This is a genomic window from Mesorhizobium sp. WSM3862 (genome assembly GCF_002294985.1).
Classification (GTDB): domain Bacteria; phylum Pseudomonadota; class Alphaproteobacteria; order Rhizobiales; family Rhizobiaceae; genus Mesorhizobium.
This window is the reverse complement of record NZ_NSGE01000002.1, coordinates 621,466-642,542: the sequence shown is the minus strand read 5'-3', so window position 1 is coordinate 642,542 and position 21,077 is coordinate 621,466. Positions and strand designations below refer to the sequence as shown.

The 21,077-nt window shown below is 64.3% G+C and carries 21 protein-coding genes; 12 read left to right on the top strand and 9 right to left on the bottom strand.

The window, feature by feature from the left end:
- Positions 1-40: 40 nt before the first annotated feature.
- On the top strand, positions 41-385 hold the full coding sequence (locus tag CK224_RS07330; protein ID WP_066994340.1) for a cupin domain-containing protein: 345 nt from the start codon (positions 41-43) through the stop codon (positions 383-385).
- A gap of 91 nt (positions 386-476) precedes the next feature.
- On the top strand, positions 477-1,331 hold the full coding sequence (locus tag CK224_RS07325; protein WP_095781278.1) for an alpha/beta hydrolase: 855 nt from the start codon (positions 477-479) through the stop codon (positions 1,329-1,331).
- Here CK224_RS07325 and CK224_RS07320 read toward each other — a convergent pair.
- The 5 genes from CK224_RS07320 to CK224_RS07300 all read right to left on the bottom strand — a co-directional run bounded on the left by CK224_RS07320 (position 1,328) and on the right by CK224_RS07300 (position 7,853).
- A complete protein-coding gene (locus CK224_RS07320; protein ID WP_095781277.1) occupies positions 1,328-1,639 on the bottom strand; it encodes a DUF6665 family protein in 312 nt (103 codons plus the stop codon). The genes CK224_RS07325 and CK224_RS07320 overlap by 4 nt on opposite strands.
- 10 nt (positions 1,640-1,649) lie before the next feature.
- On the bottom strand, positions 1,650-3,533 hold the full coding sequence (locus CK224_RS07315) for an ABC transporter ATP-binding protein (RefSeq protein ID WP_095781276.1): 1,884 nt from the start codon (positions 3,531-3,533) through the stop codon (positions 1,650-1,652).
- The gene (locus CK224_RS07310) at positions 3,530-5,422 is read right to left on the bottom strand and encodes an ABC transporter ATP-binding protein (protein WP_095781275.1); all 1,893 of its coding nucleotides are present in this window, start codon (positions 5,420-5,422) and stop codon (positions 3,530-3,532) included. Before CK224_RS07310 ends, CK224_RS07315 begins: the two co-directional genes overlap by 4 nt.
- Before the next feature lie 129 nt (positions 5,423-5,551).
- Positions 5,552-7,432 (bottom strand): ABC transporter ATP-binding protein, encoded by a 1,881-nt coding sequence (locus CK224_RS07305; protein WP_095781274.1) that lies wholly within the window; start codon positions 7,430-7,432, stop codon positions 5,552-5,554.
- 25 nt (positions 7,433-7,457) lie between these two features.
- Entirely contained in the window at positions 7,458-7,853 is a 396-nt protein-coding gene (locus tag CK224_RS07300; protein ID WP_095781273.1) for a hypothetical protein, read from the bottom strand.
- Between the two features lie 482 nt (positions 7,854-8,335).
- On the opposite strand from CK224_RS07300, the gene CK224_RS07295 reads away from it, so the two are divergent.
- Positions 8,336-8,794: a tRNA (cytidine(34)-2'-O)-methyltransferase gene (locus CK224_RS07295; protein ID WP_095781272.1), complete on the top strand. Its 459-nt coding sequence runs from the start codon at positions 8,336-8,338 to the stop codon at positions 8,792-8,794.
- Between the two features lie 148 nt (positions 8,795-8,942).
- A complete protein-coding gene (soxR, locus tag CK224_RS07290; protein WP_095777293.1) occupies positions 8,943-9,386 on the top strand; it encodes a redox-sensitive transcriptional activator SoxR in 444 nt (147 codons plus the stop codon).
- 7 nt (positions 9,387-9,393) lie between these two features.
- Here the strand turns inward: soxR and CK224_RS07285 are convergent, their stop codons facing one another.
- Positions 9,394-9,651 carry a hypothetical protein gene (locus CK224_RS07285; protein WP_066994316.1) on the bottom strand — a complete coding sequence of 86 codons (258 nt, stop codon included), beginning with the start codon at positions 9,649-9,651 and terminating at the stop codon, positions 9,394-9,396.
- A gap of 118 nt (positions 9,652-9,769) precedes the next feature.
- Here CK224_RS07285 and hemF point away from each other — a divergent pair, with 118 nt between their 5' ends.
- The 5 genes from hemF (at position 9,770) to CK224_RS31880 (ending at position 13,594) form a co-directional block, all read left to right on the top strand.
- Positions 9,770-10,684 carry an oxygen-dependent coproporphyrinogen oxidase gene (hemF, locus tag CK224_RS07280; protein WP_066994898.1) on the top strand — a complete coding sequence of 305 codons (915 nt, stop codon included), beginning with the start codon at positions 9,770-9,772 and terminating at the stop codon, positions 10,682-10,684.
- Between the two features lie 242 nt (positions 10,685-10,926).
- Positions 10,927-11,187 carry a DUF1344 domain-containing protein gene (locus CK224_RS07275; RefSeq protein WP_066994313.1) on the top strand — a complete coding sequence of 87 codons (261 nt, stop codon included), beginning with the start codon at positions 10,927-10,929 and terminating at the stop codon, positions 11,185-11,187.
- A 306-nt stretch (positions 11,188-11,493) separates the two neighbouring features.
- Positions 11,494-11,679 carry a DUF1059 domain-containing protein gene (locus CK224_RS07270; RefSeq protein WP_066994310.1) on the top strand — a complete coding sequence of 62 codons (186 nt, stop codon included), beginning with the start codon at positions 11,494-11,496 and terminating at the stop codon, positions 11,677-11,679.
- 267 nt (positions 11,680-11,946) lie between these two features.
- Complete coding sequence (locus tag CK224_RS07265) at positions 11,947-12,525, top strand: hypothetical protein (RefSeq protein WP_066994307.1); 579 nt, start codon at positions 11,947-11,949, stop codon at positions 12,523-12,525.
- A gap of 88 nt (positions 12,526-12,613) precedes the next feature.
- Positions 12,614-13,594, top strand: a complete 981-nt coding sequence (locus CK224_RS31880; protein WP_082980442.1) for a S8/S53 family peptidase — start codon at positions 12,614-12,616, stop codon at positions 13,592-13,594.
- Between the two features lie 24 nt (positions 13,595-13,618).
- On the opposite strand, the gene CK224_RS07255 is transcribed toward CK224_RS31880, so the two are convergent.
- The 3 genes from CK224_RS07255 to CK224_RS07245 are packed head-to-tail and all read right to left on the bottom strand — an operon-like array spanning position 13,619 to position 16,145.
- Entirely contained in the window at positions 13,619-14,887 is a 1,269-nt protein-coding gene (locus tag CK224_RS07255; protein WP_066994305.1) for a CCA tRNA nucleotidyltransferase, read from the bottom strand.
- On the bottom strand, positions 14,884-15,516 hold the full coding sequence (locus tag CK224_RS07250) for a CoA pyrophosphatase (protein ID WP_095781271.1): 633 nt from the start codon (positions 15,514-15,516) through the stop codon (positions 14,884-14,886). The genes CK224_RS07255 and CK224_RS07250 overlap by 4 nt, the downstream gene beginning before the upstream one ends.
- The gene (locus CK224_RS07245) at positions 15,516-16,145 is read right to left on the bottom strand and encodes a DUF1285 domain-containing protein (RefSeq protein WP_066994892.1); all 630 of its coding nucleotides are present in this window, start codon (positions 16,143-16,145) and stop codon (positions 15,516-15,518) included. The genes CK224_RS07250 and CK224_RS07245 overlap by 1 nt, the downstream gene beginning before the upstream one ends.
- A gap of 153 nt (positions 16,146-16,298) precedes the next feature.
- Here CK224_RS07245 and CK224_RS07240 point away from each other — a divergent pair, with 153 nt between their 5' ends.
- From CK224_RS07240 to CK224_RS07230, 3 genes are read left to right on the top strand one after another with little or no spacing between them, the layout of a single operon-like run.
- On the top strand, positions 16,299-17,303 hold the full coding sequence (locus CK224_RS07240) for a MoxR family ATPase (RefSeq protein ID WP_095781270.1): 1,005 nt from the start codon (positions 16,299-16,301) through the stop codon (positions 17,301-17,303).
- On the top strand, positions 17,303-18,262 hold the full coding sequence (locus CK224_RS07235; RefSeq protein WP_095781269.1) for a DUF58 domain-containing protein: 960 nt from the start codon (positions 17,303-17,305) through the stop codon (positions 18,260-18,262). The genes CK224_RS07240 and CK224_RS07235 overlap by 1 nt, the downstream gene beginning before the upstream one ends.
- The gene (locus CK224_RS07230) at positions 18,259-21,075 is read left to right on the top strand and encodes a DUF4159 domain-containing protein (RefSeq protein WP_095781268.1); all 2,817 of its coding nucleotides are present in this window, start codon (positions 18,259-18,261) and stop codon (positions 21,073-21,075) included. The genes CK224_RS07235 and CK224_RS07230 overlap by 4 nt, the downstream gene beginning before the upstream one ends.
- The last annotated feature ends 2 nt before the right edge of the window (positions 21,076-21,077 follow it).

Below are 21,077 nucleotides of genomic sequence, written 5' to 3'. Positions count from 1 at the left end.
TGCCTCGACAGCGACCGCCGGCCCGGTCTATTGTCGAGCCATGGCGCATGTCATCGACCGCGACAAATGGGCGAGCACGCCCGACCGTTGGCAAGGTGAGCTGCAATGCGGCGCATTTGGCTCCAACTCCTGCCTGATCTTCAATTATCAGCCCGAGATCGGCGGCGGCCCGCGTCTGCATAAGCATCCTTACGCGGAGATCTTCGTCATCCGTTCCGGCACCGGCCTGTTCACGGTCGGCGATCGGCAGATAACGGCCACCGCAGGCCAAATTCTGATCGTGCCGGCCGACACGCCGCACAAATTCACCAATCTCGGCCCCGGTCCGCTCGAGACCACCGACATCCACGAGAACGGCAGCTTCATCACCGAATGGCTGGAGTGATGCGGCTTATTCGAGAGACAGGCCCTGTCCGCGGACCGATTCCCGCCTAGTTCTGTCGGTCGGAGCGATCGGACAGGTGAAGGCCGGGCGGATGGAAACTTCCAGCATCGAGGTTGAAGGACTGACCATTGCGATCCGCGAAGCCGGACCACGGGATGCGCCCGGCCTCGTGCTGCTCCACGGCTGGCCTCAAAGTTCCCATGCCTTCGAGAACGTGATCGGTCGGCTGGCCACCGATCAGCGCGTGATCGCGCCGGACCTGCCGGGTATAGGCGGCTCGCAAGGCACGCGCAAAACCGGTGAGAAAGCCCATCTGGCCAGGGTGATAGCGGCCTTGATTGACGCCTGCGGCCTGCGACAGGTCATAGTGGCCGGCCATGATGTCGGCGGCCAGATCGTCTTCGCGCTTTTGCGCAACCATCCGGAAATCCTCTCCGCCGCCGCGATCATGGATGTTGTCGTTCCGGGCGTGGCGCCGTGGGACAAGGTCATCCGCAATCCAAACCTCTGGCATTTCGCGTTCCACGCGGTTGCTGCTCTCCCGGAACTGCTGGTTGGGGGTCACGAGCGCGCCTATTTCGACTTCTTCTTCGACACCCTTTCGAAGGAGAAATCCGCTATCCCGGCCGAAGCAAGAGACATCTACGCCAAGGCCTATTCGCGGCCGGAAAGCCTCAAGGCCGGCTTCGACTGGTACCGCGCCTTTTCCGAGGACGCCAAGGCCAATGCCGTTCCGCCGGCAAGCCCGATCGACACGCCGGTGCTCTGCCTCAGGGGCGCTGCCGAGACCGGCGAAATCAGCGATTACCTCAATGGCTTGAAGGCCGCCGGCCTCTCCAATGTCGAGGGCGACATCATCCCCGATAGCGGGCACTTCGTCGCCGATGAGAATCCCGGAGCGCTCGCCTTGCGCCTCGCGCGCTTTCGGAAGGAAGTCAGCGCTTAGCTGGCGCCGATCCTGACCAGCACCGCCCGCGGGATGTCGTATTCGCGGATCACGGCGTCGTGCTTGCGCAGCCCGCAGAGTTCGCGCTGAATGAAATAGGCGTGGACGGCTTCTGCCGCTTCTTTCAGCAGCCGGTTGCGATCCCCGCCTTCCCCATTTTCGCGCAGCTTCGCCAAGGCCTCGTCGACGCGCTGGCCGGCGCGACCGAGGGCGGCCGCCTTTTCAGCGAGTATTTCGTGGCCGAGCAGATCGAGAGCGCTCTCCTGCGCGCCTGACCGTCCGAAATTGCTGGGCATTCTGATCGACATGGCTGCGTTTCTACTCCGCCGGGCGCGTCTCTTCCAGCGCGCTTTCCTCATTGAAGAGGAAGCCGCCGGACTGCCGTTTCCAGAGCCGCGCATAAAGACCGTCCAGCGCCACCAGCTCATCATGCGTGCCTTCTTCGACGATGCGGCCGCCGTCGAGCACGACCAGCCGGTCGAGCGCTGCGATGGTGGAAAGCCGGTGGGCGATGGCGATGACGGTCTTGTTCTCCATCAGCCTTGCCAGGTTTTCCTGGATCGCCGCCTCGATGTCGGAATCGAGTGCCGAGGTCGCCTCGTCAAGGATGAGGATCGGCGCATCCTTGAGGAAGAGGCGGGCGATCGCCACGCGCTGACGCTGGCCGCCGGAGAGCTTGACGCCGCGCTCGCCGACATAAGCTTCGTAGCCAAGGCGCTCGCGATTGTCGCGCAGCCCCATGATGAAGTCATGCGCCTCGGCTTTGCGCGCCGCGGCGATCACCTCAGCGTCGGTAGCGTCCGGCATGCCGAGCTTGATGTTGTCGCGCAGCGAGCGGTGGAACAGCGCCGTGTCCTGGCTGACCACGCCGATATTGGCGCGCAGCGAATTCTGCGTCACGCCGGCGATATCCTGGCCGTCGATCAGGATCCTGCCGCCCTCGAGATCGTAAAGGCGCAGGATGATATTGGCCAGCGTCGTCTTGCCGGCGCCGGACGGACCGACCAGCCCGACCTTCTCGCCTGGACGCACGACGAGGTCGATGCCTTCGAGGACCCCTGCCCCTTTCCCGTAGTGGAAGGTGACGTTCTTGAGGTCGATGCGGCCACCCGCAACCACCAGCTCCTTGGCATCCGGGGCGTCGGTCAGGCCGAGCGACTGCGAGATCAGCGCCTTGGAATTTTCCAGCACGCCGAGATTCCTGAGGATACTGTTGAGCTGCATCATCAGCCGTCCCAGCAGCATGTTGAGCCTCAGCACAAGCGAGAGCGTGAAGGCGACGGCGCCGACGGTGATCGAGCCTTCCACCCACAGATAGACTGCAAAGGCGGCGATCGCCGTGATCATGATGCCGGAAAGCGTCGTCAGCGCCACGCGCACGCCGGTCAGCCGGCGCGTGAAGGGCCGCAGCGCATCGAGATAGATGTCGAAGCCGTTGCGGATGTAGCGGTCGTCGCCGTCGGCCGCGAACAGCTTCAGCGTCTGCACATTGGAATAGGAATCGACGAAGCGGCCGGTGATCATCGAGCCGGCCTCGGCGGTCGCCTCGGCATGCTTGCGGATTGCGGGCAAATGGAGCCTGGCCAGCCAGCCGAAGGCGACGATCCAGATCACCACCAGCGCCGCCAGCCTGAGGTCGAGGCCGGCGACCAGCGCCAGCGTCGTCACCGTGTAGACGATCATGAACCAGACGACCTCGATGAAGCTTTCCATGAGGTCGCCAGTGGCCTGCCCCGCCTGCCAGACCTTCGTGGCGATACGCCCGGCGAAGTCGTTTTGGAAGAAAGCGTAGGACTGGCGCGAGACATGCCGATGCGCCTGCCAGCGCACCAGGCTGTAGAAGCCCGGCGTGATCGTCTGCTCGTCGACCAGCGCCGAAAGGCCGACCACCAGCGTGCGGATGATCAGCACCACCGCGCCCATGAACAGCAGCTCTGGCCCGGCGGCCCCCCACAGCGCGTGCCAGCTGCGTTCGCCGGGAAGCTGGTCGAGGATATCGACCAGCCGTCCGACGAAATAGAACAGCCCGGCCTCGACCAGCGGCGCGATGCCGCCGATGATCAGCATGGCGAAGAAGGCGAGCTTCGCTTGCCCGACATAGTGCCAGAGGAAGCCGCCGACGCTGGCAGGTGGACGAAGGTTCGTCGGCTCGCGGAACGGGTAGACCCAGCTTTCGAACCAGCGATAGACGGCCTTCATCATTCCGCGGCTTCACCTTTCGTCGGCAGATCGTCGGCCGCCTGCTTTTCCTCGAGCAGGAAGCCGCCCGACTGGCGCCGCCAGAGCTGGGCATAGAGCCCGCCCTTGGCGATCAACGCTTCATGCGAGCCGTCCTCGACGATGCGGCCCTTGTCCATGACGACGAGCCGATCCATTGCCGCGATGGTCGACAGGCGGTGGGCGATGGCGATGACCGTCTTGCCCTGCATGAGCTTGTAGAGGTTCTCCTGGATGGCGGCCTCCACCTCGGAATCGAGCGCAGACGTAGCTTCGTCGAGAATGAGGATCGGCGCGTCCTTCAGCATAACGCGGGCAATGGCGATGCGTTGCCGCTGGCCGCCGGACAGCTTCACGCCGCGCTCGCCGACGAGCGCCTCATAGCCGCTTTGCCCATGCGGATCGGTCAGCCCCGCGATCACATCGTCGATCTGCGCGGCCTTGGCGGCGCTGAACATCGCCTCATCGCTGGCGGACTGTCGTCCATATTTGAGGTTCTCGCGAACCGATCGATGCAAGAGCGACGTATCCTGATTGACGAAGCCGATCGCCGCGCGAACGCTTTCCTGCGAGACGTTGCGGATGTCTTGTCCGTCGATCAGCACCTTGCCGTCCCGCACGTCGAACAGCCGCAGCACGAGATTGACCAATGTCGACTTGCCGGCCCCGGAACGGCCGATCAGGCCGACCCGCTCGCCCGGCGCGATCTTCAGCGACAGATTGTCGATGACGCCGCCTTTGCCGTCCTTGCGCCAATAGTTGAAGTTCACCTGCTCGAACTCGATGCCGCCGGCTTTGACCACGAGGGCCGGCGCGTCCGGCTGGTCCTGCATTGTGATGGGGCGCGCGATCGTCGTCATCGAATTGCTGGCGACGCCGATCTGCCGGAAGACGTTGGCGCCGACATCGAGGATCCTGCCGGAAATGTTGGCGATCTGCAGCGCGAACGGTATCGCCGTCGCCACGGCCGCCGTGGTCATGGCGCCGGCGTTCCAGCCGGCCAGCGCCAGCCAGCTTATGGCGATAAGCAGCGCAGCGTTGAGGACGAACAGGGCCGACCACATCAGTGTGAAAACGCGCATCAGCTGGTAAAACGTGTCGGCGTGCTCGACGACGGCTTGCGAGACATATTTGTCTTCGTGCTCGCCGGTCGAGAATGTCTTGAGCGTCAGGATGTTCGTGTAGCTGTCGACCATGCGGCCGCTCACCTGCGACCACCGCTCCGACAGTTGGGACGAGCGCTGGGTGATCCTCGGCATCGCAAACCAGAAGATCATGCAATAGAACACCAGCCAGGCCGCCACCACAGCCAGAAGAAGCGGGTCGAGCCGCGCCAGCACAACGATGGCGACCGCGACGAAGACCAGCGCGTACCAGACGGCATCGACGGTGAGATTGACGCTCATCTCCACCGAGTCGCCGCTTTGCATGACCTTCGTTCCGATGCGGCCGGCGAAGTCGTTCTGGAAGAATGACCAGTCCTGACGCACGACATGCCAATGGCTTTGCCAGCGGATGAGGTCGATGAGGTTCGGTGCGATGGCGTGGTTGCGGATGAGCGCGTCGATAACCATGGACAGCGGACGCAGCAGCACGACGATCGCCATGATGACGAGCAGCGGCCCATGCGCGGCGAAGAAATCGCCCGGCCTGGTGTTGGAGAGCAGGCCCACGATCAGGCCGACGAAAATCGGCAGCATCGCGTCCACTATTGCCGCGACGGCAACGATGATCATGCGCAGCCAATAGGCGGCGCGAAACTGTCTTATGAAATACCAGTAGAACCGCCAAAGTCCCATTGGCGGCTGCCTGTCTTCGGCCAGCGCCACCGGCGAATAGTGGCTTTCGAACCAGGTGAAGATGCGGTCGAACATTTTTCTCTCGTAGATGCCGGAACCCCGCCGGCACCCAATTTGGTCCCCGGCAGGCCTCTGACAGCTCGTGGTTACGCCCGGGATCGATTCCCCGCAATTGCCGTAACCTTGATGCCAGTCGCGATCGCGTTACTCCGCCGCCATCTCGGAGTGAGACCCTTTGGCATCGGACTCAGCCTGCGCATCATCGAGGAGGAACCCACCCGACTGGCGCTGCCAGAGCTGGGCATAAAGGCCGCCCTTGGTGACAAGCTCTTCGTGCGAGCCTTCCTCGATGATGCGCCCCTTGTCGATGACGACGAGCCTGTCCATCGCAGCGATGGTCGACAGCCGATGCGCGATGGCGATCACGGTCTTGCCTTGCATCAGTTTGTAGAGGTTCTCCTGGATCGCCGCCTCGGCTTCCGAATCGAGCGCCGACGTCGCCTCGTCGAGGATGAGGATCGGTGCGTCCTTCAGCATGACGCGGGCAATGGCGATGCGCTGCCGCTGACCGCCGGACAATTTGACGCCGCGGTCGCCGACATGTGCATCGAATCCCTTGCGGCCGTTATGGTCCGAAAGCGCGCCGATGAAATCGAGCGCCTCCGCCCGCCGGGCCGCCTCGATCAGCATCTCGTCGGTGGCGTCAGGGCGCCCGTAGAGGATATTCTCCCGCACCGACCGATGCAGCAGCGAGGTGTCCTGCGTCACCATGCCGATCTGCGCGCGCAACGAATCCTGCGTTACCCCGGCGATCTCCTGGCCATCGATGAGGATCCTGCCGCTTTCCAGGTCGTAAAAACGCAGCAAAAGGTTGACCAGCGTCGACTTGCCGGCGCCGGAGCGGCCGACGATGCCGACCTTCTCGCCGGGTTTCACAGTGAGCGACAGGTTCTCGATGACGCCCTTCTGCTTGCCGTAGTGGAAGCGGATCTCCTCGAAACGGATCTCGCCCTGACTGACGGCGATGTCGCTGGCGCCCGGGCGGTCCTCGACCAGCCGCGGCAGCGAGATCGACTGGATGCCGTCTTGCACCGTGCCGATATTCTCGAACAGGCTCGACATCTCCCACATGATCCACTGCGACATGCCCCACATCCTGAGCACCAGGCCGATAACCACGGCGACTGCGCCGATCGTCACCGCCTCGCCCAGCCATAGCCACAGCGAAATCGCCGTCACGGAAAACAGAAGCAGCGAATTCAGGATGTAGAGCATCCCGTATAACTGCGTCACCAGCCGCATCGAGCGGTAGACGGTATCGAGGAAGCTCGCCATGCCCTCCCTGGCGAAAGTTGCCTCGCGGCGGGCATGCGAAAACAGCTTCACCGTCTGGATGTTGGTGTAGCTGTCGACGACGCGGCCGGTCATGGTCGATCGCGCATTGGCCTGCTCCTCGCCGACCTTGCCGAGCTTCGGGATGAAAAAGCGCAAGAGCCCGATATAGCCGACCAGCCATACACCCAAGGGCACAGCCAGTCGCAAGTCTGCCGAGCCGACGATGAACAGCATGCTGAGGAAGTAGACGACGACATAGTTTAGGACATCGATCAGCTTGATGACGCATTCGCGCACGGCAAGAGCGGTCTGCATCAGCTTGGTGGCGATACGGCCGGCAAACTCGTCCTGGTAGAAGGCCATCGACTGCTTGAGCAGGTAGCGATGCACCTGCCAGCGGATGCGCATGGGATAATTGCCCATCAGCGTCTGCTGGTTGAGCAGCGAATGCAGCCATACCGTGCCGGGCAGCGCGAACAGCACGATGAAAGCCATGCCGGCGAGTTTCCAGCGCTCCGTCTCAAGAAAGGTTTCGCGGTTCTGCGCCGACAGCCAGTCGACGATGCGGCCCATGAAACCGAACATCCACGCTTCGGCAAGGGCTATCGCTGCCACAAGCACGGCATCGACGAGGATATAGGGCCAGGCCCCGCGCGTGTAATGCACGCAGAAGGCGACCAGCGTCTTCGGCGGCTCGACCGGCTCCGCGGCGGGAAACGGATCGAGCCTCTTCTCAAACCAGCGGAACATTCGAGGCACTCGACGATTTGTGCGCTCACGCGGCGCGGGGTTGATTGGTAAGGCCGTTCGGCCGCACGGCGCCGCGGGCCGGCGATACGGAATTGTCCGTATCGCCGGCCCTGCTTCGCGCAATATAGGGTGTCGCGGGCTTTTCGCCGACAGGCTTGCCAGAGGATCCTGACGACAAGCTGTCGCCAGCCCTGGTTTTGCCCGGCCGGACCATGCGGATGATCCGGCGCACCAGCGAGGGTCGACCGGGATCGGGCACCGCGCGCGAGAAGTCGACGTCCGGCAGCATGCCGCGATGCGGACGCCGGCGCGTCTCGGCGTGCACCGCCGACGAGTAAGTCTCGCCGATCAGCAGCGCCCAGGTCGCCACCTTGCGCTCATGCAAGCTTCTTGAACCCGGTATTTTAAAGGGATCGAACATCGGTCCGTCCTCCATGTGCAAATGCGTTAAAAAGGGTGATGCGAGCTCGACCTCCGGCATTCGGCCGGAGGGACGCGACGCAGTCAGGACCTGACGGCAAGCGTCAGTCCCGACATGACGGCCAGCGTCGGTGTCGACACGTTCAGGCGGGGCGCGGCGCCGCTTTGGCAGTTTGAGAAACATCGCGAGATTCCTTCGAAGGCCGAAAACAGGGTTCGGCGGGAATCGGTGCGATGAGGTCTTAAAGTGTCAGAAGAATCGTCGTACCGAAACCGCCGTTGGGCATACGTGGGCCCCAAAGAGGAGCTGCCCGGAGAAGGGCTGGAAGTGCATGGTCATCATGTGGTCCCTCTCCTTCGGTTCGGGTTGACGATGATGGGCGTATACTCGACTTCGCATAAAATGGCCACCCGCCAGTCTAGAAATCGCCAAAAGCCGGAGCCGCCTGTGGCCGTTCTGCCACTTATTAGAAGGAGGCGGAAATGAACGACCGTCTCCGCATCGGGCTCTACCAACCGGATATCGCCGGCAACACCGGGACGATCCTGCGCTTCGCCGCCTGCCTTGATCTTGGCGTCGACATCATCGAGCCGGCCGGTTTCCCGCTCTCCGATCGGGCGCTGAAACGGGCCGGCATGGACTATCTCGAAATGGCGGCGCTTACCCGCCATGCCGACTGGCACGCCTTCGAGGAATCGCGCCGAACGAACGCGCGCCGCCTTGTGCTGCTCACCACCAAGGCCGAGACCGCCTACACGCAGTTTGCTTTCGCCGCCGGCGACGTCCTTCTGTTCGGCCGCGAATCCGCTGGCGTGCCGGAAGAGGTTCATCAGGCGGCGGACGCGCGACTGACCATTCCGATGCGGCCGGGCGCCCGCAGCATCAATGTCGCGCTGTCCGTCGCGATGGTCGCGGGCGAAGCGCTCCGCCAGCTCGGATAGGCTGCTCAAGCCCTGCTCGTCGTCGCGAACGCCTCCCACTTGCGGCGTCAGTCTCACCCAGGCGCACATCGCCTTCTCCTCAATTTGCCTTGTCAGGCTTTCCTCGCTACAAGCTCAACCTAACTTGAGGTCAAGCGGAAAGTGCGAGATGGCTCCGGTGAAGGAATTGACGGTCGGTCAGGTGGCGATGCGCAGTGGCGTCGCGGTCTCGGCGCTCCATTTTTACGAAGGGCGCGGGCTGATCCGCAGCCATCGCACCGCGGGCAACCAACGGCGCTACGGCCGCGACGTGCTGCGACGGGTGGCGATCATCCGCGTCGCCCAGGAGGTCGGCATCTCGCTCGCCGAAATCGCCGCCGCATTCCACTCCCTGCCCGAGGGCCGCACGCCCACGCGCGAGGATTGGAATCTGCTTTCAACGGCTTGGCGCGACGGCCTCGATCATAAGATCGCCCAATTGAAGAAGCTGCGCGACGGCCTGACGGACTGCATCGGCTGCGGTTGCATGTCGATCGACAAATGCCCGCTTCGGAACAAGGAGGACCGACTGGCCAGAGAGGGAACTGGAGCGAGACGGCTACTGGTGCCCTGAGGATTTTTCAATCTGCCGCCGGCAGCCGTCGCATGGTGAATTCGATGACGTCGCCCGGGCGCTCGAACCAGCTTTCGATCTCGGTCCAATAGGCCTGCTTGGGAAAGCGCTCGAACCATTCCTTGGCTTTGAGGCGCGCGGCCGGCCGCGGCAGCACGAAAGTCTCGCGCAAAAATCCGTCGCGCGGCTCTCTTTCGCGCTCGGCCCGTGAGCGCTCCAGCCTCTTCTTCAAGCCATCCAGCGGCGGTCTTGCCGGGGTGCGCACGAGCAAACTCCTTGCACCTTGGTCAGACAGGACTTGACCCTTGCCCTTAAGAGATTAGGGATCGCGCGCAGAAAAAACGAGTCATTTGTCGGGCAAGCAGCCTGGACTGGAGACGGAATTGGAACGACCCGACATTGCGGTGGGCCTGCCTGACGACATCGAGCAGAAGAAGATGAAGGCCCGCCTCTGGTTCGAGGCGCTGCGCGAGCGCATCTGCGCCGCCTTCGAGCAGATCGAGCAGGAACTCACTGGACCGCAATCGGCATGGTCGCCCGGGCATTTCGAGCAGACGCCGTGGGAGCGCGACGACGGCAAAGGTGGCGGCGGCACCATGTCGATGATGCGCGGCCGCGTCTTCGAGAAGGTCGGCGTGCATACCTCGACCGTCCACGGCGAATTCTCTCCCGAATTCCGCAAGCAGATCCCGGGCGCCGACGAGGATCCGCGCTTCTGGGCGAGCGGCGTTTCGCTGATCGCGCACCCCTGGAACCCCAACGTTCCGGCCGTGCATATGAACACACGCATGGTCGTGACCACCCGCCACTGGTTTGGCGGCGGCGCCGACCTGACGCCGGTGCTCGACCGCCGCCGTACCCAGGACGATCCCGACACGATCGCCTTCCACCGCGCCATGCAGTTCGCCTGCGAGAAGAACGCCGGAGTGGCCGACTATCCGAAATTCAAGGCGTGGTGCGACGAGTACTTCTTCCTGCCGCATCGCAACGAGGCGCGCGGGGTCGGCGGCATCTTTTTCGACTGGCTGCATTCCGATGAGGGCAAGGGCGGCTGGGACGCCGATTTCAATTTCGTCCAGGATGTCGGCCGCTCTTTCCTCGTCGTCTATTCCCATCTGGTGCGGGGCAATTTCAACCAGAACTGGACCGACGGCGACCGCGAGGAACAGCTCGTCCGGCGCGGCCGTTACGTCGAATTCAATTTGCTTCACGATCGCGGCACCATCTTCGGCCTGAGAACCGGCGGCAATGTCGCCTCGATCCTCTCCAGCCTGCCGCCCGAGGTAAAGTGGCCGTAAAAATCCGGTGAGCGGAAGGCCAGCCGCATTGCTGTCCCATTCGCCGAATTTTGACCGGCAATGTGGCAGGGGCGATTTCTTTTTCGTCTAATATCCTTTTGAAAAAATTGATTTATTTAACGTGCCGGGTCGGGAAGCGCCGGCGGCTCGTCACTGCTACGAGCCGCGACCCGACGCGTCCGGACGGCCCTGATCGAGCGGAGTGCCTTCCCAATGGTGCCCGCATCCCAGGAGAACAACCTATGCGCAAGCTTATTGTGACGGCGGCAACCGCCGCCTTTCTCGCCTCCGGTGGCGCCGCGTTCGCCGCGGTCAAGCACACCACGGGAACAGTGAAGAGCTTTGATGGAACGGCCATGAGCCTTGTTCTGGACAACGGATCGACCTTCACGCTGTCCAAGGCCTTCAAGGATCCGGGCATCAAGCCGGGCGAGAAGGTTCGCGTTTCCTGGGATATGAGCGGCAAGAACAAGATTGCCGAGGCTGTCAAGATCATGAAGTGACGGCCTCCAATTGCAGAACAGTTGAAGCGGTTTCCGCCGGAATTGCGTCAAAACAAAAAGACAGAGCGGTTCATCGTTTGACGGAAACCAGGTGGCAACGGGCGGAGCAGCAATGCTCCGCCTTTGATTTCGCGCGGAGACCGTGAAAAAACAATTCGCCACCGGCTCCAATGCAACCGAAGCCGGCGACATGTGTTATGGTTTTCCACCGGGGCAATTTCAGGAAAATGCGATGCTGCTTTCCATGCGGAATTGCATGACAACAAGGAGCGGAATCAGGGCTCCGGACCTAGGAAAGGAAAAACCATGAAGGAGTTCCAATGCGGGACACTCGTCCCGGGCTGCGATTGGCACACGCGCGCCGAGGAGGAAGCCGAGGTCATGCGCCGCGCCGTCGAGCACATGCGTGAAACCCATGGCGAAACCACCATCCGCGAGACCATGATCGAGGCAATCCGCTCGCGCATCCAAAAGGTCCGCGACGCGGCCTGAGGCATCGGGTCACCGTTTTCGGACGACCATTGGCAAAGCCGGCGAGTTGGATGCAGCATCCGGCGCATCTCGCTTCGTTTGCGTCTGATCGCTGGCAACGGCCTGGCTTCGCCGAATTCAAGCAAAAACTTATATTCGTACCGGCTTGGATAACCCCGCGGTAACGGTCTCCATGCGATCGTCGCGCATGATCCGGCGACCGCGGCTGCTCGAGGAGCCGTCCGCCACAAGGCGCGTCTGGATCCGGTGGGGCGAGGTGCTTCGCGCATGCGCGAAAGATCCAACAAACGAGACGGTTTCGGCGCAGCCGCACTGTTGCTGTGCCTAGTCGTTGGCGCCTCGCCGTCGATGGCCCAGGAAATGACCACGTCCCTCGTGAACATCCACCAGGGGTCATGGCTCAGCGACCGCGCCAGAGCTCTCGGCAATGGCGGCTATGAGCTGCAGGACGGGAGCTGGGTCTCGTTCAATCGTTGGTACCACAGCGATTGGGTCGACATGCACGTCGACTTCATCACGCAACTTACCGAAGACAGCGGCTTTCTGTGGGGAGTGGGAACCGGGGAACAAGCCGAGAAGTACCGCATCGCGCCGAGCCTCAAGCTCGGTTTTCTCACCCAGACCCATCCGAGCCTCAACAGCACTCTCTCCCTTTCCGTTACCTCGACCTTCGGCGGCAACCTGAGCGAAAAGCCCTGCGTGGCCGATTATGGGGATCTGGGCACCTACAGCGTCAACTGCCGGCTTGCGGCCGGGGAGACGGCGCCTGAGGACACGCTGAAATATCTGGTTAACGCTACCCCCGAAAGGCTGCGCCTGTGGCTCAACTACCGTGTTACTTTCTGATCGCCGGGATGCCGCGCATGAGAAATCTTCCTGCTCCCGAACTTCGCGAGCGTCCGTCCTCGTTCCTGCTTTGACCGGGAGTAAGACCATGTCTGGTAATTTCTGGAAGCTCGGCATTGCCGCGGCACTGACCATTCTGCCGGCATCCATCGCGTCGGCGCAGGAAGCTCTCGACGCGGACCAGGCGGCCGCGCTGTGCCACGGCGGCGGGTCCATATGCGTAAGCGCAAAGATACCGGTTGCGCGCACGACACAAGCGGTGCAGAGCTGGATGAGCCCCGATGTCGGCGCCGCGTGGGCGGCTGGCTACAAGGGCAAGGGCGTCACCATCACCATCATCGACGACTTCAGCAGCTCATCGCGCTTCTCCGGCAATTTCGGCCTCGGCACGCAATATCAGCGGCACGGAGAGTGGACGCGCGAGGAAGCAAGCATGATCGCTCCTGCGGCGACCATCCGCTCCAAGGACTTCTCGACGGGTTCGGCCGTCCCGCTGGCAAGTGGCCGCAACGTCCTCAACCTCAGCTACGGCATGTATGCGAACGCGGGTTACAGCGTGAACCAGATCCGCTGGGCCCCGGAGGAGCAATCGATCATCTCCTACGCCAGCAAGGGATCGGCCATCGTCTCGAAAGCGGCTGGCAACGATTCGGTTGCGGTCGGCGGCGTCACTAGCGGACAGCAGGATTATCTCGATCTCGCTCTGATCGGCAAACCGACGGCGATCTTTGTTGGCGCGCTGTCCACAAACGGCACGGCGTCAAACAAGGCTCAGCTTGCCTGGTATTCCAATTACGCCGGCTCCGACCCGACCGTGCAGAGCCATTTCCTGGTGGTCGGCGTCGAAGGCGACAAGACCGGCCTTTACGGCACGTCGTTCGCCGCGCCTATCGTCTCCGGATATGCCGCAATCATCGGCAGCAAATTCACCAAGGCGACCCCGGTTCAGATCACCAACGACCTGCTCAACACGGCTCGCACCGACACGCTGGTCAACTACAACCCCTCAGTCTACGGCAAGGGCGAGGCAAGCCTTTCGCGCGCCCTGGCCCCGGTCGCGATACGCTGAGCGGCGCCACGATGTAGGACTCATCTAAGCCTCGAGTGCCTGCGCGGCGCGTTTGAGCAGCGCGCCGCGATCCATGGCGAATGCTGAATCCACCCATTCCCTTTCGAGATTCTTCAGCGTGGCGCCAAGCTTCGGGCCGGGCGCGGCGCCGAGTTCGGTCAGGTCGGCCCCCTTTATCGGAAAGCTCGGCTTTTGCCATTTCAAGGCGAAGCCGAGCAGGCGCGAGAAACTGCCGGCTTCCATCATCGCCCGATCGTCCTCGATGGCCCGTGTCCGCGCGGCGGCGAGCGCGAGCCGCAGGCGATCGACGAAGCCTTCGCGGTCGCCGAAATAGAGCTTCTTCGACAATTCCGTCTCGGTCGTCTTGGGTTCAGGCGGAACCGTCAGTGCCCAGTGTCGCAGGCGCTCCCCCTCGGCGGTTGAAAATCTGAGCCTTTCGGCAAGCGTCTTCATGCGCGCGGCATCCGGCGGAACGACGGCCTCCAGCCTGAGCAGCGGATCGGCATCCCAGCCGAGATCCTTTTCGGTCCTGACCAGCCCGTGGATGGCGTCGATGCCCCATTTCTCGCTCTCCGGCAGCACGGCGGTGAGGACGCCGGCCTGGCGCATCCACAGCAGGGCGCGCGAGGGGTCGGGCGCCGAAAGCAGCTTCTTCAGTTCGGACCACACGCGTTCGGCCGAAAGCCTGCCGAGCCCGTCCTTCAGCCTGGCGCAGGCCTTCAAGCCCTCGGCGTCCGGCCGGCCGTCGCCATACCAGGCGAAGAAGCGGAAGAAGCGCAGGATACGAAGATAATCCTCGCGGATGCGCGCTTCCGGATCGCCGATGAAGCGCAGCCGCCGCGCCTCGATATCGGCGACGCCGCCGACAAGGTCGACGATGGCGCCGTCGGCTTCGGCATAAAGCGCATTGATGGTGAAGTCGCGCCGCGCGGCGTCGGCTTTCCAGTCGCGCCCGAAGATGACTTTCGCCCGCCGACCGTCGGTCTCGATGTCGGCCCTGAGCGTCGTGACCTCATAGGCCTTGCCGCCGGCGATTGCCGTGACGGTGCCGTGCTCGATCCCTGTCGGCACGGTCTTGAAGCCGGCGGCCTGCGCGCGGTGGATCGTGTCCTCGGGCACCGTCGTGGTGGCAATGTCAATGTCGGCGACCGGCTGGCCGATCAGCGCATTGCGCACCGCTCCACCGGCCACCCGCGCCTCCTCGCCGCCCTCCTTCAGCGCGGCAAGCAGCTTCTGCAGATGCTTTTCGCCCAGCCAATCGGCCCTGCCCGAGAGAGACACCTCAGCGCTCACGCATAGAGCCTTTCATAGAGTGTGCGGATGATACCGGCGGTGACGCCCCAGATCCGCTGGCCGCCATAGGGCATCTCGTAGAAGAACCATTCGAGGTCGTTCCACATGCGGCTGTCGCGCGCGTGGTTGACAGGGTCCATCAGGAAGCGCAGCGGCACCTCGAAGGCGGCGTCGACCTCGTCGGCGTTGAGCATCAGCGAAAAGCCGGGCCGCACCACCGAAAGCACCGGCACGATGCGGTAGCCGCTGCCGGAGACATAGTCGGGCATGCGGCCGACAATTTCGATGTGATCGCGGTCGAGGCCGATCTCCTCGAATGTCTCCCGCAGCGCTGTGGCCTCAGGACTGGGATCGGTCGGATCGATGGTGCCGCCGGGAAAGGCGACCTGGCCGGAATGGCTGCGCAGCTTCTCGGCCCGCTTGGTGAGCAGCACCGTGGCGCCGTCGGCGTGATCGACGACCGGGATCAGCACCGCGGCGTCGCGCAGCGGTTCTATATGCTTCAGCCTGGGATGCCCTGGATTGAAGCGGTGGTCGCCGAACTCGTCGCCGGATTGCACCTCGGCCTGCGCCGCTGCGCGGGCGCGAAAATCCGCGATCGAGAACGGCACCGGAGCCACCTGGTCCATCACGCGCTTAGCCGCTCGAGCTTTTCGGCCGGCATGATCGGATAGACTTCGCCGCCGGAGCGGACGGCGAACATTGCCCTGCCGCCGACGTCGATCACCTCTCCATGCTCGACCAATTCGTACATCACCGGCCGCGCCACCAAGGCTTCCAGCCGCCCGCGCACCAGCACATAAGGCTTGAGCCCGCCGGTGGCGTCCTCGTCGACGAAGCGCAGCGGATGGCCGGGCCCGGCGGTGACCACGTCCCCGACATTGGTGCGGAACGTGATGAGCTGGCCGTTGCCGGTCCCGGACACGTTCATCTCGACGGCGATGAAAGGCGCGTCGGCGACGCGGATGCCGACGCGCTCCACCGGCGTCACCAGATAGGTCTTGCCGTCGGCGTCCTTGCGCAACACGCTGGAAAAGAGCTGCACCAGCGGCATGCGCCCGATCGGCGTGCCGAGGTAGAACCAGGTGCCGTCGGCCCTGATCTCCATATCGAGGTCGCCGCAGAAGTCCGGATTCCAGCGCTCCACCGGAGCCGGCCCCTTGCCGGCGCGCGCCGCGCGCGAGATCAGCGCCTCCAGCCCGCGCGCCTCGGTGGCGCTGGTCAGGCCCTTTTCACCGGATTCTGTGCGATGCGTCATGGTCACGAAATAGTCACTGTTGTCCGGATTGTCAGCCTTGTCAGCCCAAGCCTGTGATTTAAGTTCAATCGCAGGCGCCGGGCGAGGCCGAATCGCGGCATTCTGCGAATCGAGAATGCAAGCCGGTATTTCCAACCACAAGGATCGAACGGCATGAGCGTGATGATCAAGGAAAGCCCGTTGAGCGACAAGGCGATGATCGAGCAGGCCGAGAAGGCGCTGTCCGACATCTCCAAGGTCCGCGACGCCGTAGGCCGCGTGATCTTCGGCCAGGAAGCCGTTGTCGAGCGCACGCTGGTTGCGCTGCTTGCCGGCGGGCATGCGCTCCTCGTCGGCGTGCCAGGCCTCGCCAAGACCAAGCTGGTCGAGACACTGGGCATCGTGCTCGGCCTCGATTCCCGCCGCATCCAGTTCACGCCCGACCTGATGCCGTCCGACATCCTCGGCTCCGAAGTCATGGAGCAGGATGAGCTTGGCAAACGATCCTTCCGCTTCCTCCGCGGGCCTATCTTTTCGCAGCTTTTGATGGCCGACGAGATCAACCGTGCCTCGCCGCGCACCCAGTCGGCGCTGCTGCAGGCGATGCAGGAATATCACGTCACCATCGCCGGCGTTCGCCACGACCTGCCCTCGCCCTTCCACGTGCTGGCGACGCAGAACCCGCTGGAGCAGGAAGGCACCTATCCGCTGCCGGAAGCGCAGCTCGATCGTTTCCTGATGCAGGTCGACATCCTCTATCCGGAGATCGAGGCCGAACGCCGCATCCTGCTCGAAACCACCGGCGTCGAGGAGGCCAGGGCCGACAATGTGCTGCAGCCAGCCAGGCTGAGGGAGATTCAGACGCTGATCCGCCGCATGCCGGTGCCCGAAAGCGTCGTCGAAGCGATCCTCAAGCTGGTGCGCTCGGCTCGTCCCGGTCAGGGGATTGCCGACACCGACAAGCATGTCGCCTGGGGCCCTGGTCCGCGCGCCAGCCAGGCGCTGACCCTGTGCGCCCGAGCACGCGCTCTATATGATGGCAGGCTGGCGCCGTCGGTCGACGACATCCGTGCCCTCGCCGAGCCGGTGCTGCAGCACCGCATGGCGCTGACCTTCGCCGCCCGCGCCGAAGGCACATCCGTGCGCGACGTGGTGTCGAAACTGGCAAAAGGCATCTGATGGGTCGAATAGGCGAGGTCCAGGCACCGGTTGCGACGCGCGACGCGCTCGCCCGTGGCCGGTTGCGGGCCTCTCTGGTGCCGGATCTGCTGGTCGAGGCGCGCCGCATCGTCAACACGGTGATCGCCGGCTGGCATGGCCGCCGCAAGCGCGGCATCGGCGAGAATTTCTGGCAGTTCCGCCCCTATGTCGAAGGCGATGCCTCACGCATCGACTGGCGCCGCTCGGCCCGCGACGACCACACCTATGTGCGCGACCGCGAGTGGGAGGCGGCCCATACCGTCTGGCTCTGGTCGGATCCCTCCCCGTCCATGCTCTACAAATCCTCGGGAGCCGGCGTTTCCAAGGAATCGCGCGCGCTGGTGCTGGCGCTTGGGTTGGCCGAGCTCCTGTCGCGCAGCGGCGAGCGCATCGCCTGGCCGGGCCTCACCGACCCGTTCACCGCCCGCAACGGCGCCGAACGCATCGCGGCCCAGCTCAGCCATGCCGGCAACCTTGCGGCGAAGCCCGATCTCTCCACCATCCGCCGCTTCTGCGACATCGTCATCGTCAGCGACTTTCTCGATCCGGTCGAGGAGACCATGGCCTGGCTCGACGTGCTCGCCCGTCACGGCGTGCGCGCGCATCTGATCGAGGTCGCCGACCCGGCCGAGGAGACCTTCCCCTATGCCGGCCGCACCGAATTCACCGATCCCGAGACCGGCGACAAGCTGACCGCCGGCCGCGCCGAAACGCTCAAAGACGAATACCGCCTGCTCTATATCGCTCGCCGCCAGGAACTCGCCGGCTGGTGCAAGCGCCTCGGCTGGAGCTTTACCGTCAATCATACCGACCGCCTCGCCTCCGAGGCGCTCGTGCGCGTCCACATGGCGATGACCGCCGACAGCAGCCGTCCGGGTCTGACCTCGGGTCATGCAGGGCTGACCGCTGGCGGTGATGCCGGAAAGGCGGTCGCATGAGTTGGCTGCCGCTTTCCTTCGGCGCGCCGATGGTGCTGTGGGGGCTGCTGGCCCTGCCGGTGATCTGGTACCTGCTGAGGCTGACGCCGCCCAGGCCGCGGACTGAGGTCTTTCCGCCGCTGAGGATCCTCGCCCGCGTCCTGAGGCGCGAAGAGACGCCGCATCAAAGCCCCTGGTGGCTGACGCTGCTCCGCCTGCTGATGGCCGCCCTTGTCGTCACGGCGCTCGCCGAGCCGATCTTCAATCCGCGCGAAAAGCTGCCGGCCGAGGGCTCGGCTCTCGCGCTGGTCGTCGACAATGACTGGGCAAGCGCCGTCGACTGGGGCAAGCGCGTCGCCACCGCCGAGCGGCTGATTGCCGACGCCGGCTCGAACGGCGTGCCGGTCGTCATCGCCTTTACCGCCGAGAAGCCGAATGCCGAGATCGGCCCCTTCGATGCATCGGCCGCGCTCGACCGCCTGCGCGCGGCAAAGCCGCGCCCGATCCCGACCGACCGCCCCGCCGTCTATGCCCGCGTCGCAGCCACTTTGGAGCGCCTGCCCGGCGCGAGCGTTGCCGTGCTTGCCGATGGCCTTGCCGCCACCGGCGACGAAGCGGCGTTCAAGACGCTCCTGGAAAAGAATGCCGCGAGGCTGGTCTGGGTCACCTCGGACCGGCTTTCGCTCACCGGCCTGACCGGCGCCGACAATCAGGTCGACGGCTTCACGCTGACCGCCATCCGCGCGCCGGGCGACCCGGCGCCGGCGCAGGTCACCGCGGGCGCCTTCGACGACAAGGGCCGCCGCATCGCCGACGCGACTCTGACCTTCGCGCCGGGTCAGGCCACCGCCACCGGAACGATGAAGGTGCCGTTCGAATTGCGCAACGACTTCGCCTCGATAGCACTCGATGGCGAGCACCAGGCCGGTGCCGTTCGCGTGCTGGACGAGAGCTCCAAGCGCCGCCGCGTCGGTCTGCTTTCGCAGGCCGAGGCAGACCAGGCGCAGCCGCTGCTGTCGCCGCTCTATTACATTCGCCGCGCCCTGCAGCCTTTCGCCGATCTGGTGGAGCCGTCGAGCGCCGATCTGGCCGATGCCATTCCGCAGCTTCTCGACCAGAAGCCGGCGATGATCATCATGGCCGATGTCGGCACCATCCCTGCGCAGGTCCGGCAACGGCTGGTCGACTGGGTGAACAATGGCGGCACGCTGGTGCGTTTTGCCGGTTCAAGGCTGGCTGCCGCCGGCAACGACGATGATCTCTTGCCGGTCCGGCTGCGCAGCGGCGAGCGCGCGCTGGGCGGCGCGCTTTCGTGGACGACGCCGCAACCGGTCACCGAATTCCCGAAGAACGGCCCGTTCGCCGACCTCGCGCCGCCGACGGAGGTGACGGTCAGCCGGCAGGTGCTGGCCGAGCCGACGCCCGACATCGTCGAGCGCACCTGGGCGACGCTTGCCGACGGCACGCCGCTGGTCACGGGCATGAAGAAGGACAAGGGAACGCTGGTACTCTTCCACGTGACACCGGAGGCGACCTGGTCGAACCTGCCGATCTCCGGCAGCTTCGTCGAGATGCTGAGACGCATAGTGCAATTGTCGCGCAACCAGGGCGCCGCGGTCGCCAATGCCGAGGCGGCCGCAGCATCGCTGGCGCCCTATCGCATGATCGGCGCCGACGGCGCGCTGGTGCCGCCGACACCCGATGCGCGGCCGCTCGTGCCCGCCGCCGGCCCGCTTCCGGTGACGCTGGAAAACCCGCCCGGCCTCTACGGTTCGGAAACCGGCGTTTTCGCGCATAACCTGCTCAACGCCTCGAGCACATTCACGCCGCTTGCTCGGCCACAGGTCTCGCTGCCGGTGACGGCCATCCCTTACGCCTTCGACGAATCGGAGAACCTGAAAGGCCCGCTGGTCACATTGGCCCTCTTGCTGATGGTGCTCGACACGCTTGCCGTGTTCTGGATGGGTGGGCTGTTCTCGCGCCGGCCGCGCCGCGCCGCGGCGACCGCCGCTGCCCTGCTGATCGTGTTCGGCGGGCTCTTCGGCCACGCCGACTTTGCCCGCGCCGATGATTCGAAGCCGGGCGATGCCCAGGCCATCGAGGACATTTCGAAAACTCGCATCGCCTATGTCATCACCGGCGAGCCCGGCGTCGATTCAATCAGCCGCGCCGGCCTTGAGGGCCTCACCCGCTTCCTCATCGAGAAGACCGCGCTGGAACCCGGCCCGCCGGCGGGTGTCGACATCTCCAAGGACGAACTGACCTTCTATCCGCTGATCTACTGGCCAATCGACGCTACCGCGCCGATGCCCAGCGAAGCCGCGATCGCCCGCATCGACGCCTATATGCAGCAGGGCGGCACGGTTCTCTTCGACACGCGCGACCAGTTCTCCAACGGCATCGGCGGCGGCTCGGCAAGCCCGGCCACCGAGCGGCTGCGCGATATTCTCGGCAATCTGAACGTGCCGCCGCTGGAGCCGGTGCCCTCGGACCATGTGCTGACGAAGTCCTTCTTCATCCTTCCCGAGTTTCCCGGCCGCTTCAACGGCAGTCCGCTCTGGGTCGAAGCCTCGCTCGATGCCAGCAACACCGAGAACCGTCCCGTGCGCACCGGCGACGGCGTCTCCCCGATCATGATCACCGGTAATGATTTCGCCGGCGCCTGGGCGGTCGACGAGAACGGCGATCCGATGCTGCCGACCGTGCCGCCGGATCCGATGCAGCGCGTCTACGCGCTGCGCGCCGGCGTCAACATCATGATGTACATGCTGACCGGCAACTACAAATCCGACCAGGTGCATGTGCCCGTCCTGCTCGAACGGCTGGGACAGTAGTT